Below are 14,721 nucleotides of genomic sequence, written 5' to 3' on the forward strand. Positions count from 1 at the left end.
ACGACGTCGACGGCCCTCTCAGGCGCCGGTGGCGATGGGCATGCGCACCATGTTGCCCCACTCGACCCAGGAGCCGTCGTACGCACGGACGTCCTCCCAGCCCAGCAGGTGGTGCAGCACGAACCACAGGTGCGCGGCCTTCTCGCCGGCATGGCAGTAGGGGACCGTGGACGCGGCGGCGTCGAGCCCGGAGAACACCTCGTCCAGCTCCCCGCGCTTGCGGAAGCGGTGGTTGGGGTGCAGCGTGGCACGCTGCGGGATGTTCACCGCGCCCGGGATGTGCCCGTTGCGGCACACCGTCGCCGGCGCGTCCTCCTCCCCGGAGGTCACGGCACCGATGAAGTCCTCCGGATCCCGCAGGTCCACCAGCTGCACCTCGTCGCGGCGGGCGAGCACCTCGTCGACGAAGATGCGGTGGGAGACGTCGTCACGCTCGACCACCGGGTAACCGGTGGTGGGCTCCGGCGGGGCGTCGTAGGACGTCTCGCGTTCGTCCTGCATCCACGCCTCGCGACCGCCGTCGAGCAGGCGCACGTCCGGGTGGCCGAAGAGCTCGAAGATCCAGAACGTGTAGCTCGCCCAGAGGTTGGAGTCGTTGCCGTAGAGCACCACCGTGTCGTCCCGGGTGATGCCCTTGGCGTCCATGAGCCGGGCGAAGGCCTCGCCGTCGAGGAAGTCCCTGGTGACGGGGTCACCGAGGTCATCGTGCAGGTCGATGCGGATGGCGGTGGGCAGGTGTCCGATGTTGTAGAGGATGGGGTCGGAGTCCGACTCCACCACCTTCAACCCGGGGCCGCCCAGTTTCGCGCCCAGCCAGGAGCTCGTCACGAGCTTGCCCGGGTGGGCGTACTGCCGAAGATTCGGGCTGGGGTCCAGTTCGATTCTCACGGGTGAGGGCACCGCCTTTCATGTCGTCACACGCAGTCTAGCGCCCGTGGCCCGACGAAATGCGATCGCCGCACAATTCCGGTGGGTGATGTGGCCCCCGGCACCTTGAGCCCCCAGGTCGCCCTGGGGCACTCTGAGCGACCTGAGGGCTCACGGTGCCGTACGTGCGATCGCCTTGGTGAGCTGTCCGAGGAGATTGTCGTGGCGCCGGTTGAGCAGCGCGGCGTCGACACGCAATACCTCCCACCTTCAGTTCACGGCAGGCGAGGTCGAGCACCGTCGAACGTCCGGGCAGGTCCACCCGTACCTGTGAGGCCCAGGTGAACGGCTCCGGCAGCAGCGGGTTCGCGACGAGCCGGAGCGTGGTCTCCTGCGGCGACCGGGCACCGGGGTCGCTGAGTCCCATCAGCCGCTCCAGTGTGCGTTGGTCGACCTTGCCCCTGCCGGCGGCGGCCAGGGCCGGCCCGTTCAGCGTGGTGCACTGCCACAGTGCGTCGGGCAGCTCGCTGCGCCGCACCGGGACGATGGCCGGGAGCGCCCGACGTGTGTGGCACGGGCCCCGGTGGACAACGGCGCACCTTGAGCCCTCAGGTCGCCGAGGAGGGTCCGTGGCGGCCTGAGGGCTCAAGATGGCGCAAGGAGGGGAGAGTGTGCGAGCAGCTACCGGTTCCAGAACTCCGAGACGTCCAGCCCGAAGCCGGCGAGGGTGCGCCGCAGCAGGGGCAGCGACAGCCCGATCACGCTGGAGGGATCGCCCTCGATCCGGTCGATGAACCAGCCGCCCAGGGCCTCGAGGGTGAACGCACCGGCGCACTGCAGGGGCTCGCCGGTGGCGGCGTAGGCCTCGATGTCGCGGTCGGACGCGTCGGCGAAGTGGACCACGGTCTCGCTGGCGCCGGTCACGGTCTCGTGGCCGGCTGCACCCAGGAAGGTCACGGCGTGCCCGGTGACCAGGGTGGCGCTCCTGCCGCGCTGCTGACGCCACCGCTGCACGGTGCGCTCGGCGGTCAGGGGCTTGCCCTGCAGTTCGCCGTCGAGCAGCAGCATGGAGTCTGCGGCGACGACGACGCTGCCCGGGTCGAGCCGGTCGGCGTACTGGGTGAGCACCGCCTGCGACTTGGTCTGCGCGAGGTGGCAGACGACCTGCGCGGAGGTGGGGGAGGCCACGCGTGTGTGCAGGTCGGCGACGGCGGCGTCCTCGTCCACCCCGGGGACCAGGATGGACGGCTCGACGCCGGCGGAGCGCAGGATCGACAGGCGAGAGGGGGAGGAGGACGCGAGGACGAAGGTGCGCCCAGGAGTGCGCCCAGGAGTGCGCTCAGGCACGGAAGCCGGTGGGGTTGAAGTTCCGCGCGCCGCGGAGGCGTTCGGTGGGGGTTCCCCAGGTGCCGCGGGAGGTGGTGCGGGCGCGCAGCCGGTTGATCTCACGGGGGTCGGCGCCGGTGCCGGAGGAGGCGGACTCGGCCACGAGGACGGCCAGGGCGCGGGCGATGGCCTCGGTCTCGACCTCGTCGGGGTGGCCCTTGACGACGGTGAAGGGCACCGGGGTGGCGGGGGTGGGGGTTGTCATGCTCGTCTCCTCCTACAGCGGCAGGTTGCCGTGCTTGCGGGCGGGGCTGTCGACGACCTTGCGTTCCAGCAGGCCGAGACCGTCGATGAGCCGGGCGCGGGTCTGCGACGGGGGGATCACCGCGTCGACGTAGCCACGCTCGGCGGCGGCGTACGGGTTGACCAGGGTCTTCTCCACCTCGTCGGTGAGCTCCACGGTGAGGGCGTCGACGTCCTTGCGGCGTTTCTCGGCCTTGGCCAGTGTCTCGGCGTGGACGGCGGCGACGGTGTTCTGGGCGTCGGCGTTGGAGATCTGGGCGCTCGGCCAGGCGAAGACGAGGTCGGCGCCGATGTTCTTCGAGCCCAGGGCCACGTAGGACGTCCCGTAGGCCTTGCGCGTCACCACGGTGACGATGCCCACGCTGGCCTCCGCCACGGCGTACAGCAGCGGCGCGGAGTTGCGCAGCAGGCCACCGCGCTCCTCGTCCTTGCCGGGCATGAAGCCGGGGGAGTCCACCACGAAGACGAGGGGGAGGTTGAAGGCGTCGCAGGTGCGGACGAAGCGGGCGGCCTTGCGCGACGCCGCGGCGTCCAACGCGCCGGCGAGCACCATCGGCTGGCTGGCGACGACGCCGACGCTGCGTCCGGCGACGCGGGCGAAGCCGGTCAGCACGTTGCCGGCGTAGTCGGGCTGCAGCTCCAGGAAGGACCCCTCGTCGACGATGCCGGCGAGGACGTCGGTCACGTCGTAGCCGGCCAGCGGGGAGTCCGGGATCACGGCGTCCAGGGCGTCGGTCGCGGAAGAATCCGAAGAATCCGAAGAATCCGAAGAATCCTCGCCGAAGGGCACCACCGAGCGGTTGTTGGACGGCAGCTGCGACAGCGCTGCCTGCACGAAGTCGAGGGCGGCGCGGTCGTCGGCGGCGGTGTGGTGCGAGGTGCCCGTCACGGCGGCGTGCACGGCGGCGGAGCCCAGGTCGTCGGCGGTGACGTCCTCACCGACGACACGGCGGGTGATCTCCGGGTCGGTGAGGTACAGCGACGAGGAACCGTCCACCATCACCACCAGGTCGGCCAGGACCGGCTGGTGCGCCTCGGTGCCGGCCGTCGGCCCGGCGATCACCGAGATCTGCGGCACCACACCGGACATGCTGGTGCGCAGCCGGTACAGGCGTGCGGCCATGCCCAGCGACACCACGCCCTCCTTCACCCGCGCGCCGGTGGAGTCGTGCACGCCCACCAGCGGCACACCGGAGCGCAGCGCCAGCTCCATGACCTTGACCAGTTTCTCGGCGTGCACCTCGCCCACGGTCCCGTCGAAGACGGTGCCGTCCTGCGAGAACACGCACACCTGGCGGCCGTCCACGGTGCCGTAGCCGGTGACGACGCCGTCGGACACCGGCCTCGAGCGGTCCATGCCGTAGGCGTTGGCGCGGTGGCGTGCCAGGGCGTCGATCTCGACGAAGGATCCGTCGTCCAGGAGGTGGTCGACCCGCTCGCGGGCGGTGAGCCGGCCGGACCCGTGGATGTCCGCGACGGCCTCGTCGCCGACCGGGGCGGACGTCTCCTCGAGACGGATACGGAGATCCTCGAGTTTCCCTGCGGTGGTAGACGTGTCGACCTGGCGCGGGGCGGGGGTGGGTGAAGTCATGGCCTACAGTCTAGGAGCAAACCCGTCCGGAAGTCCTCACCGCCTGGTCGGTGCGGCCCACTCCGCCGTCGGGGCGCGGGCGCGTTATCCTTGTGGCCATGACAGGTGCCCCGTCTGAATCCGTCGACCCCGGGAACTCTGGCCCCGGGAACTCCCGTGCCGCGCTGGACGCGACCCGCCTCGCCCGCCTCGTGGCGGACGGCGCCGGGGCGGGGGTGGCCGGTCCGCTGACCGTGGTCGGCACCACCGGTTCCACCAACGCGGACCTGGCGGACGCCTACCGCGCCGACCCGGACATCGCCGACCGTTCGGTGATCCTGGCCGAGGAGCAGGTCACCGCCCGCGGACGTTTGGGCCGTCGGTGGTCGGCGCCGGCGGGCGCGCAGGTGATCATGAGCGTCCTGCTGCGTCCGTCCGCCCGGGAGGTGCCGGTGGAACGCTTCGGCGAGCTGCCGCTGCTGGTCGGGGTGGCCGTGGCGGAGGCCGCGCGCAGCGTGGGGGTGGACGCGCAGCTCAAGTGGCCGAACGACGTGATCGTGCCGGAGGCCCCCGGCGAGCGCACCCCGCACGGCTACCGCAAGCTCGCCGGCATCCTCGTCGAGGCGGTGAGCACCAACCCGGTCGCCGTGGTCGTGGGGGTCGGGCTGAACGCCTCGATCACCCCGGAGGAGTTCGACGAGGCCGGTGTCGAGGCCGGCACCTCCCTGACCACGCAGGGCGCGTCGTTGGCCTCGGTGGAGGACCGCGAACGCGTCGCCGCCGCGGAACTGCGGAGCATCCTGGCCGTGGACGAGGCGTGGCGCTCCGGCGGGGCGGCGCTGGACGGGCTGCGTCGGCGTTACCGGGAACTGTCCGCGACCCTGGGCACCCGGGTGCGCGCCGAGCTGCCGGGCGGCGAGGAGCTCACCGGCACGGCCGTGGACCTCGACGCCCACGGTGGGCTCGTCATGGAGACAGGCGCGACAGGCGCAGGGGAGCGGCGGACCGTCACCGCCGGTGACGTGGTGCACCTGCGCCCCGTCGGACGAGGGTAAGGGGGCGCGGTCGTGCCGAAGATCCAGTTCGCCCCGGACGAGCAGGTTTTCGCCGAGCTCAGCCCCTCGCGGCGCAGCACGCTGTTCCCGGTGCTGGAACTCATCGTGATCACCGGGCTGGTCTGGATGGTCGTGGGCCTGCTCGACTCCTACCTCGGCGGGCTGGCGACCACGTGGGTCGGCTACGTGCCGGACAACATCGGCGACGTCCCGCTGCTCGTCGGCGAGTCGGACGCGTCCACCGCCACCGCGGCGCTGTGGGCGCGCCGGGCGTTGCTGGTGCTGTGGGTGTGGCTGGCGTGGCGGAGGTGCCTGCGTCACCTGCTGTTCCGCCACCGCAGCCGGATGATGCTCACCGACCGTCGGCTCATCACCGCCACGGGGCACCTGCGCAGCCAGGTCGGCGAGGTGCCGTTGGGTCAGATCGTGGACGTGAGCGCGCACAAGTCGGAGGTGCGTGTGTTCCTGCGTGGCGGCGGGCGTCCGCTGGTGCTGCGCGACGTCCCCTACGCCCGCAGGTTCGCCCGCATGGTTCGTTCCCGCATCCCGGTGAACCTGCCGCGGCCGCTATACTGAACCACCGTGACTGACGAGCAGAAGAACCTGGAACCAACTCTGGACCGAACTCTCGCCCGCCCGGAGGCGCACTCCCCGGACATGCCGCTGGTCACCGTGATCGGTGACGGCCAGCTGGCCCGGATGATGCAGCAGGCCGGCATCGAGCTGGGGCTCACCGTGCGACTGCTCGCCGGCTCGGGGGCGTCCTCGGCGTCGCAGGCGACGGCGGACGTGTGGCTGGGGGAGTACACGCGGGAGGACGTGGTCCGCGCGGTCTCGGACGGTGCGGACGCGGTGACCTTCGACCACGAGCACGTGCCGAACGCCTACCTCGAGGGCCTGATCGCCGAGGGCGTCAACGTCCAGCCCCAGCCGTCCGCCCTGATCAACGCGCAGGACAAGCTGGTGATGCGTAAGCGCATGCGCGAGATCGGTGCCCCGGTGCCGCCGTTCCTGGCGGTGGAGACGGTGGAGGACGCCACCGGTTTCTGGGACGCCACCGACGGTGCCGTGTGCCTGAAGGCCCGCCGTGGCGGCTACGACGGCAAGGGCGTGTGGTTCCCCGGCTCGCGTGAGGAGACCGCCACCCTCGTCGCCGAACTGCTGGCGCAGGACGTCCCGCTGATGGCGGAGAAGAAGGTGCGTCTGGTGCGCGAACTGTCGGCGATGGTGGCGCGCACCCCGTCCGGCGAGGTCGCGTCCTGGCCGGTGGTGGAGTCGGTGCAGGCCGACGGGATCTGCTACCTGGCGGTGTCGCCGGCGCCGGTGGCGTCGGACGGCCAGGCGCGTGTGGTGGCCCAGGCCCACGACCTGGCCCGCGAGGTCGCCGCGGAGCTGGGCGTCACCGGTGTGCTCGCCGTGGAGCTCTTCGAGACCGAGGACGAGGCCGGTCAGCCGGAGATCATCGTCAACGAGCTGGCCATGCGCCCGCACAACACCGGGCACTGGACGCAGGACGGCTGCGTGACGAGCCAGTTCGAGCAGCACCTGCGCGCCGTCCTGGACCGCCCGCTGGGCTCCACCGAACAGCTCACCGGTGCCACGGTGATGGCCAACGTCCTGGGGCACGACGAGGCGGACCCGCAGATGCCGATGCCGGAGCGCATGGACGAGGTGTGGCGCCGCTTCCCGACGGCGAAGATCCACCTCTACGGCAAGGACTGGCGGCCGCGCCGCAAGATCGGGCACGTGAACATGTCGTTGCCCTTCGGGCAGGCCGCCGCGGCCGACGCGGTGGAGGCGCTGCGCCGCGACGCGCGCCTGGCGTCCGACTTCCTGGTGACGGCGCGCTGGACGGACGCCTGACGGGGTAGGATCGGTCGGCGTGACTACCGAGAGCAGTGAACACAACGTGGCGCCGACCCCGCTGGTCGGCATCGTGATGGGGTCGGACTCCGACTGGCCGACCGTGGAGCCTGCCGCGCAGGTCCTGGCGGAGTTCGGCGTACCCATGGAGATCGGTGTGGTGTCCGCCCACCGCACCCCCGAGCGGATGCTGGACTACGCCCGCGCGGCGCACACCACCGGGGTGAAGGTGATCATCGCCTGCGCCGGCGGCGCCGCCCACCTGCCCGGCATGGTCGCCGCGGCCACCCCGCTGCCGGTCATCGGTATCCCGCGGGCGCTGAAGAACCTCGACGGGCTCGACTCGCTGCTGTCCATCGTGCAGATGCCGGCCGGTGTGCCGACCGCCACGGTGTCCATCGACGGGGCGAAGAACGCCGGCCTGCTGGCCGTGCGCATGCTGGGGGTGGCCGATCCCCGTCTGCTGGAGGGCATGGTCGCCTACCAGGAGCGCATGCGCGACGAGGTGCTAGAGAAGGACCACCGTCTCAAGCAGCAGCTGATGGGGGAGTAGGAACCGCCGGAATGTCGGGAATGCTGCTGGTCACCGTCCTCGTCGCGGTGGCGGTCGCCGCCACGGCGTGGACGGTGAAGTCGCGGTCGCGCTGGCACGGCAACGGGCTGATGGTGCTGCTCGTCGCCGAGTTGATGTGGGCGTGGCTGATCGTCGCCGCCCACGGCGGCGGTTTCCCGGTGCCGTTGTGGATCGCGTGGGGGATCTCGCAGCTGCTCGTGGCCGGCGTGGGGTGGGTCGTCGCCCGGTGGATGGGAGACGCCCTGCCCGGGGTCGACGGTCGCGGCTGGTTCCATCTGAGCACCGTGGTCGCCGCGGCGATGATGCTGACCCTCGGACTCGGCAGCGCGGTGCTTGCCACGGCCGCGTGGCGCACCTGGCGTAGCTGGGGCCCGGGCGTGAACGACGCCCTGATCGTGCTCACCGTGCTGGGTGCCGCCGGGGTGGTGCTCTGGGTCGCCGCGGTGGGCTCGATGATGCTGTTCCTGTGGCAGGTGCGGCGGGGTCGACACCGGCCGGTGCCGGTGGATTCCGGTGGCGCAGGTGTGGACGCCGTGGTCGTCCTCGGCGCGGGCCTCCACCACGACAAGGTCAGTGCACTGCTGGCCTGCCGGTGCGACCGGGGTGCCGCTGCCTGGCGCACGCTGACCGACGCGGACCCGGGCTCACCGGTGGAGCTGATCGTCTCCGGCGGGATGGGGGAGGACGAGCCCTGCACCGAGGCGGAGGCGATGCACCGCTACCTCGCGTCCCGCGGATTCCCGCGCGAGGTGATCCTGGAGGAGCGGGACGCCACGGACACCACCGAGAACCTCCACTTCAGCCTCGACCTCCTGGCAGGGCAGGGGGTGCGTCACCCGTCGATCGTGGTGTGCACCTCGGACTTCCACGTGATGCGCACCGAGCGCATCGTGGCGATGCTGCAGGAGGAGCGGGGTGGCAACGGGCGTCCCTTCGACGCGGTGGTGCTGGGTGCCCCGACGCCCAAACCGTCGTTGCCGGCGGCGTACCTGCGCGAGTACGTGGCGCTGATGATCCACCGGGTGCTGGGGCGGGCCTGAGACGGTGCGGGGAAGGCTGGCGTCCTTCGTCCTTCAGTCGTAGCGGCGCCACCGGCGCCACACCGCCCACGTGGCGAGGAGGAGCGCGGCGAGCAGCAGGGCGGGCCACACCGCCGGGTCGTCCTGGAGCACGTTCCACACGGCCTGGACGAGGGCCAGGACGCAGAAGAACGCCAGGAATCCGAGGACCGCCTCCAGGACGGTGCGTCGGCGACGGTACTCGGAACTGTCGGGGGTCACTTCACGCCACCGGCGGTCAGCCCGGAGACGATGCGGCGCTGGAACACCAGCACCATGACCACCAGCGGGATGGTCACCAGCGCGCCGGCGGCCATCGTGGCGGCGTAGGGGAACTGGAAGGCGCTCGCCCCGGTGAAGCGGGCGATGGCCACCGTCACCGGCTCGGTCGACGTGGTGGACAGCTGCTTGGCCAGCATGAACTCGTTCCACGTGGCGATGAACGCCAGGATCGCGGTGGTGAACAGCGCCGGGGCGGCGAGCGGCAGGATGACCTTGCGGAAGGCGAGTCCCCGCGACGCCCCGTCCACCCGGGCGGCCTCCTCGAGCTTCCACGGCAGCTCACGGAAGAAGGACGTCAGGGTGTAGACGGTCAGCGGGAGGACGAAGGAGATGTTCGGGATGATCAACGCCTGGTAGGTGCCGATCCAGCCGATGTTGCTGAACAGCTGGAACAACGGGGTCACCAGGGCGATGCCGGGGAACATCGAGGCGGCGAGGATGATGCCGGTGACGAACCCCTTGCCGCGGAAGTCCACGCGTGCCAGGGCGTAGGCGGTGAAGACGCCGACGACCAGGGCGATGGCGGTGGTCGCCACGCCGATGATCAGGCTGTTGCCGATGGCGCGCAGGAAGTTGTTGCCCGCGTCGGTGGCCAGGGCGTCCTTGAAGTTGTCCAGGGTGAGGTGGCTGGGCACCGGGTTGGTGGAGAAGGTGTGGGCCTTGTCGCGGAAGGCGGTGACCACCATCCAGTAGAACGGGGCGAGCGCCCAGACCAGGATGACGAGCACGGGCAGGTAGTTGCGGACGACCTTCATCATCGGGTGGCCTCCGTGGTTTCTTCAGGGGTCTTGTCACCGGTCGTGTCACCGGTCGTGTGCCGGGGTTCCGGGGGTTCGTCCGGGTCACGTCTGCGTCCGAACAGGCCCCTGCGTGCCGTGCGCGGCATGTTCTGCGTGCCGGCGACGTCGGCGCCGAGGAACTTCACCATCACGAAGGCCACGGCGAAGATGAGCAGGAAGATCAGCGTGGACACCGCCGAGGCGGAGTTGAAGTTGCCGGACTTGGTGTCGGTGATCACCAGCTGGCTGATCACCGCGGTCGGCGAGTTCGTCGACTCGCTGATCATGATCACCGGCAGGTCGTACATGCGCAGCGCGTCCAGGGTGCGGAACAGCACCGCCACCATCAGCGCCGGCTTGATCAGCGGCAGGGTGATGCGGGTGAACTGCTGCCAGCGCGACGCCCCGTCCACCCGCGCGGCCTCGTAGACCCCGCCGGGGACCATCTGCAGGCCGGCGAGGATCAGCAGCGCCATGAACGGGGCGGTCTTCCACACGTCGGCGATGATCACGGCGAAGCGGGCGGCCCAGGGGTCGGTGGTCCAGGCGACGTTCAGCCCGAACATGGAGTTGACGATGCCGTCCGGGGCGAAGATGAACTGCCACAGCTTCGCCGTCACCGCCGTGGGGATCGCCCAGGGGATCAGCACCGCGGCACGCAGCAGGCTGCGTCCCCAGAAGGTCTTCGACATGGTGATCGCCATCCACAGCCCCAGAGCGGTCTCCAGGGCGACGGTGACCACCACGAAGAACAGGGTGATCCACAACGCCGGCCAGAAGTCCGTGGCCAGGTTGCCCGGCGCACAGGTCGTGGCCTCCCCGGTGGGGGACAGACACCGCTGCGTCAGCCAGTACAGGTAGTGGTCCAGCCCGGCGAACCCGCCGTCGACGAACATACCGGTGTCCGGGTCGAGGTGACGGTCGGCCTGGAAGGATAGGTAGACCGCGCGCAGGATCGGGTAGCCGATGACCACGGCGAGCAGCGCGAGACTGGGGCCGACGAGCCACACGGCGCGCAGGTCACGCTTCTTCTGGGGTGTTACGGAAGTCACAGGGTGAACCTTATCGGTAAAACGCGACGCCCGGAATGCCGTCGACGGGGTGCGACGGCAACCGGGCGCTGCGGGTCTGGCGGGGAGGAGAGCGGGACCGTGGTTAGCCGGTCACGTTCGCGATGGCGGACTCCATGTCGTTCGTCGCGTCCTCGACGCTCTTGCCACCGGTGATGGCGGCGTAGGCGTTGTCCTGGACCGCCTTGGACAGCGAGTCGTAGGACGGGGACACCGGGCGCGGCTCGGCGTTCTCCAGCGACTCCTTCAGGGCCGGGAGGTAGGGGAACTCCTCGATCAGCGACTCATCGTCGTAGATGGAGGACAGCACCGGCGGGAAGGACTCCTCGGCGAAGGAACGCTGGTTCTCCTCGCTGATGATGAACTGCATGAAGTCCAGGGCGGTGGCCTTGTTCTCCGAGTTCACGTTGATGCCGTTGTTGTAGCCGCCCAGGGTGGAGACGCCCACCCCGTCCTTGCCGACGAGCGGCTGGACCTCGACCTTGCCGGCGACGGCGGAGCCCTCGGCCTCGGCCTCGCCGTACATGTACGGCCAGTTGATCGCCATGGCGTTCTGGCCCTGGGTGAAGCTCAGGTTGGTCTCCTCCTCGGTCGCACCGGTGGAGGAGCGGGAGATCGTGCCGTCCTCGTAGGCGTCGACCAGGGCCTGCAGGCCCTCGCGGGACTCGTCCGAGGTCACGGTGACGTCGCCGTTCTCGTCGAGGATGCCGCCGCCCCAGCCGCTCATGAAGCCGGCGGTGGAGACCGTGAGTCCCTCGTACTGCTTGAGCTGGGTGATCAGGCAGTCGTTGTTGTCGTCGGTGACCTCCTCGCAGGAGGAGACCACGTCGTCCCAGTTCTCCGGGGCCTCGGGCACCATGTCGGTGTTGCGGTACAGCAGCTGGCCGTTGGTGTTCTGCGGCAGCGCGTAGAGCACGTCGTTGTAGGTGGCGGAGTCCACGGTGGCCTCCAGCAGACCGTCGGTGGAGACCTCGAGGTCGTCCTGCAGCGGGGCGAGCCAGCCCTGCGCGGCGAACTGCGCGGTCCAGACCACGTCGAGGGCCATCACGTCGATGTCGGAGGCGCCGGCCTGCAGGGACTGCACGAGCGTGTCACGCTGGGCGTCCGCCTCGCCGGCGAGCTCCTGGAGGGTGACCTGCTCGTCCGGGTTGTCCTCGTTCCACTTGTCGATGATGGGGCGGAGCTTGTCCGTGTCGTTCTTGCCCATCGCGAAGGTGATGGGGCCGCGACCGTCGGAACCGCCGTTGCCCCCGTTCCCCCCGTCGCCGCCGTCGTCGGAGGAGCAGGACACCAGCGCTGCGCTGAGCCCGACGGCCGAGACACCGGCCAGGATCTTCTTTGAGAGGTTGGCCATGGCCCGAACCTTTCTACGTAGGTACGGCTCCGCACGACCACCGCCGACGGAACTCAACTGATGAAACGTCACCCCCACCGTGGCGGGAGGTGCGAGGCACGCCGCCGGGCGGGTTCTTCGGTTGAGTGTAGTATCTGCGCACCGGATCCGGGGTGCAACGGGGGTGTCAGCTCACCCGCCGACCGGACACCGCGTCGAAGAAATGCACCCGGGCTGTGTCGGTGAGGGTGAACGAGACGCTCCCCCCGATGCGCGGGAGCTCCGGTGCCTGCGCCTGCGACTTCGCGGTCACCTGGCCGGCCGCGGTGTCGGCGTAGACGTTGGAGTCCGCGCCGAGCTCCTCGACCAGCGACACCGTGCCGCCGAGACCGTCCTGCCCGGCGCCGACCACCAGGTGCTCGGGACGCACCCCCACCAGCAGCTCGCCGGTGACCCCGTCGGGCCGTCGGACGCCGAGACCGGCCAGCTCGTCCTGCCCGGCGGGCAGGACGAGCAGGTTCATCGCCGGGGAGCCGATGAACCCGGCGACGAAGGCGTTGACCGGCTCGTTGTAGAGCCTCTGCGGTGTGTCGACCTGCTGCAGCCGTCCGTCCTTGAGCACCGCCACGCGGTCGCCCATGGTCATCGCCTCCACCTGGTCGTGCGTCACGTACACCGTGGTCACGCCCAGGTCGTGCTGCAGCTTCACGATCTGGGCGCGGGTCTGCACGCGCAGCTTCGCGTCCAGGTTCGACAGCGGCTCGTCCATGAGGAACACCTGAGGCTCACGCACGATCGCCCGGCCCATCGCCACGCGCTGCCGCTGACCGCCGGAGAGGTCCTTGGGCTTGCGGTCGAGGTAGTCACCCAGGTCGAGCAGGTCGGCGGCGTGCTGCACACGCTCGGCGATCTCGGCCTTGGGCCGCTTGGCGATGGTCAGCGCGAACGCCATGTTCTCGCGCACCGACATGTGGGGGTAGAGGGCGTAGTCCTGGAAGACCATCGCGATGTCCCGGTCACCGGGCTCGACACCGGTCACGTCGCGCCCGCCGATGGTCACCGCGCCCGCACTCGTGGGTTCCAGGCCCGCGAGGGAGCGCAGGATCGTCGACTTTCCGCAGCCGGACGGCCCGACGAGCACGAGGAACTCGCCGTCGCCGATGGCGAGGTTGAGGTCCGGGACGGTGGGGGACTCGGCACCCGGGTACCGGATGTCCACATGCGAGAATTCGACGTCGGCCATGGTGGGGAATCATACCGCAGGACGATCCGTCGCAGGTGGGGACTGCCGTAGGATCTGAGAGCGTGATGGAACAGCCGGAAGTCGCCGTGACAACCCGCCCCCGGGCGCCGAGAGCCCCGCAGGCCCAGCGGGGGCCGTTCTGGCGCGACCGGGGCCTGTGGCTCCAACTCGTCATCCAGTCGGCCGTGTTCTTCCTGTTCGGCGCATTGGACGCGGGCAACGCCTTCTCCTTCGGCAGTCCGGTGCCGGCCTGGATACTCGTGGTCGGCTACACCCTGGTGTTCGTCGGGCTGCTGGTGCAGCGGTGGCGTGCGGAGCTGGGGCTGGCCATGGTCGCCGTGGGGCTGCTCGCCGCGGGTGTCAGCCTCTCCGGCATCTACCTCCTGGCCTACCTCGTGGTCTGCTACGAGGCCTGGTTCGTCTCCGCGTTCGTCCGGCGCCGCCGACGCATGTGGCTGGTGTTCCTCGTCGCAGGCTCGGTCGTCGCCGTGGTGGTCGTCAGTGTGGTGTCCGGCCTCGGCAAGGCATGGGGCGCGTCGGCGGCCACCGTCGACCCCGCGGTGGAGCAGTACAGTCCGCCGCTGGTCCAGCTCCTGGTGATGTGTGTGGTGCTGGCCCTGCTCGCGGTGATCTCGATCGGCCTGTTCTGGCAGCTGGGCTTGACCACGCGTCGCCAGTACCAGCGCATGGAGTCACTCGCCGCGCGGGCGGAGCTCGCCGCCGTCACCGAGCGCACGCGTATCGCCCGGGAGATGCACGACATCGTCGCCCATTCGCTCACCGCCGTCATCGCGCAGGCGGACGGCGGGCGCTACGCCGGACGTCAGGACCCGGCCAAGGCCATCGAGGCGCTCGACACGATCAGCGCCACCGGACGCGACGCGCTGGCGCAGATGCGCCAGCTGCTCAGCGTCCTGCGCAGTGACGGTGGCGCAGGTGTCGGTGCCGGGAGCGCCGGCGACACCACCCGGGACACCACCGCCCTGCCCGGGGTGGCAGGGGTGCCGGGCCTGGTGGACGACGCGCGCCGCTCCGGCCTCACCGTGGACTACGAGGTCCTCGGCGTGCCCGTCGACGTGGACGTCGCCACGGGTCTCACGGTGTACCGCACCGTGCAGGAGTGCCTGACCAACATCCTCAAGCACGCCGGGCCGACCCGCGCCCGGGTGCTCGTGGACTGGAACGTGCCGGGCAAGATCCACCTCACCGTGGACAACGCGCCGGGGACCGGGCTCATCGACGGTGGCGGGTCCGACGGGCAGGGGCTGGTCGGGTTGCGTGAACGTGCCAGGATCCACGGGGGCACGGCAGAATGGGGTGCGTCGGCGACGTACGTCGGCGGTTGGCGGGTCGACGTGGTGCTCGGCATCTGAGCGCACTGTCCACCAGGGGCACAAG

The 14,721-nt window shown here is 70.5% G+C and carries 15 protein-coding genes; 6 read left to right on the forward strand and 9 right to left on the reverse strand.

Going from position 1 to position 14,721, the window contains the following annotated elements; genetic code table 11:
• Positions 1-18: 18 nt before the first annotated feature.
• The 4 genes from ACT3S3_RS00770 to ACT3S3_RS00785 form a co-directional block, all read right to left on the reverse strand.
• Positions 19-888 carry a sulfurtransferase gene (locus ACT3S3_RS00770; RefSeq protein ID WP_301442752.1) on the reverse strand — a complete coding sequence of 290 codons (870 nt, stop codon included), beginning with the start codon at positions 886-888 and terminating at the stop codon, positions 19-21.
• A 660-nt stretch (positions 889-1,548) separates the two neighbouring features.
• Complete coding sequence (locus ACT3S3_RS00775) at positions 1,549-2,214, reverse strand: Maf family protein (RefSeq protein WP_301442751.1); 666 nt, start codon at positions 2,212-2,214, stop codon at positions 1,549-1,551.
• The gene (locus ACT3S3_RS00780) at positions 2,207-2,458 is read right to left on the reverse strand and encodes an acetyl-CoA carboxylase subunit (protein ID WP_301442750.1); all 252 of its coding nucleotides are present in this window, start codon (positions 2,456-2,458) and stop codon (positions 2,207-2,209) included. The genes ACT3S3_RS00775 and ACT3S3_RS00780 overlap by 8 nt, the downstream gene beginning before the upstream one ends.
• A gap of 12 nt (positions 2,459-2,470) precedes the next feature.
• The gene (locus ACT3S3_RS00785) at positions 2,471-4,087 is read right to left on the reverse strand and encodes an acyl-CoA carboxylase subunit beta (protein WP_444614741.1); all 1,617 of its coding nucleotides are present in this window, start codon (positions 4,085-4,087) and stop codon (positions 2,471-2,473) included.
• Positions 4,088-4,185: 98 nt separating this feature from the next.
• Between ACT3S3_RS00785 and ACT3S3_RS00790 the strand changes: the two genes are divergently transcribed.
• From ACT3S3_RS00790 to ACT3S3_RS00810, 5 genes are all read left to right on the forward strand, one after another.
• Positions 4,186-5,121, forward strand: a complete 936-nt coding sequence (locus tag ACT3S3_RS00790) for a biotin--[acetyl-CoA-carboxylase] ligase (RefSeq protein ID WP_301442599.1) — start codon at positions 4,186-4,188, stop codon at positions 5,119-5,121.
• A 12-nt stretch (positions 5,122-5,133) separates the two neighbouring features.
• Positions 5,134-5,697, forward strand: a complete 564-nt coding sequence (locus ACT3S3_RS00795; protein WP_301442598.1) for a PH domain-containing protein — start codon at positions 5,134-5,136, stop codon at positions 5,695-5,697.
• Positions 5,698-5,778: 81 nt separating this feature from the next.
• Entirely contained in the window at positions 5,779-6,984 is a 1,206-nt protein-coding gene (locus ACT3S3_RS00800; RefSeq protein ID WP_441578789.1) for a 5-(carboxyamino)imidazole ribonucleotide synthase, read from the forward strand.
• A 76-nt stretch (positions 6,985-7,060) separates the two neighbouring features.
• Positions 7,061-7,537, forward strand: a complete 477-nt coding sequence (gene purE, locus ACT3S3_RS00805; protein ID WP_075811356.1) for a 5-(carboxyamino)imidazole ribonucleotide mutase — start codon at positions 7,061-7,063, stop codon at positions 7,535-7,537.
• An 11-nt stretch (positions 7,538-7,548) separates the two neighbouring features.
• A complete protein-coding gene (locus ACT3S3_RS00810; RefSeq protein WP_441578777.1) occupies positions 7,549-8,598 on the forward strand; it encodes a YdcF family protein in 1,050 nt (349 codons plus the stop codon).
• Positions 8,599-8,631: 33 nt separating this feature from the next.
• Here ACT3S3_RS00810 and ACT3S3_RS00815 read toward each other — a convergent pair whose 3' ends face one another.
• The 5 genes from ACT3S3_RS00815 to ACT3S3_RS00835 form a co-directional block, all read right to left on the reverse strand.
• Complete coding sequence (locus ACT3S3_RS00815; RefSeq protein WP_444614740.1) at positions 8,632-8,838, reverse strand: hypothetical protein; 207 nt, start codon at positions 8,836-8,838, stop codon at positions 8,632-8,634.
• The gene (locus ACT3S3_RS00820) at positions 8,835-9,653 is read right to left on the reverse strand and encodes a carbohydrate ABC transporter permease (protein WP_301442601.1); all 819 of its coding nucleotides are present in this window, start codon (positions 9,651-9,653) and stop codon (positions 8,835-8,837) included. The genes ACT3S3_RS00815 and ACT3S3_RS00820 overlap by 4 nt, the downstream gene beginning before the upstream one ends.
• Positions 9,653-10,729 (reverse strand): carbohydrate ABC transporter permease, encoded by a 1,077-nt coding sequence (locus ACT3S3_RS00825; protein ID WP_441578776.1) that lies wholly within the window; start codon positions 10,727-10,729, stop codon positions 9,653-9,655. The genes ACT3S3_RS00820 and ACT3S3_RS00825 overlap by 1 nt, the downstream gene beginning before the upstream one ends.
• A 103-nt stretch (positions 10,730-10,832) precedes the next feature.
• The gene (locus ACT3S3_RS00830) at positions 10,833-12,101 is read right to left on the reverse strand and encodes an ABC transporter substrate-binding protein (RefSeq protein WP_444626007.1); all 1,269 of its coding nucleotides are present in this window, start codon (positions 12,099-12,101) and stop codon (positions 10,833-10,835) included.
• Between the two features lie 166 nt (positions 12,102-12,267).
• Positions 12,268-13,323 (reverse strand): ABC transporter ATP-binding protein, encoded by a 1,056-nt coding sequence (locus tag ACT3S3_RS00835; protein WP_444614739.1) that lies wholly within the window; start codon positions 13,321-13,323, stop codon positions 12,268-12,270.
• A 65-nt stretch (positions 13,324-13,388) separates the two neighbouring features.
• On the opposite strand from ACT3S3_RS00835, the gene ACT3S3_RS00840 reads away from it, so the two are divergent.
• A complete protein-coding gene (locus tag ACT3S3_RS00840) occupies positions 13,389-14,696 on the forward strand; it encodes a sensor histidine kinase (RefSeq protein ID WP_444614738.1) in 1,308 nt (435 codons plus the stop codon).
• Positions 14,697-14,721 lie beyond the last annotated feature (25 nt).

The organism is Corynebacterium sp. AOP40-4SA-5, from assembly GCF_052377355.1.
Lineage (GTDB): Bacteria > Actinomycetota > Actinomycetes > Mycobacteriales > Mycobacteriaceae > Corynebacterium.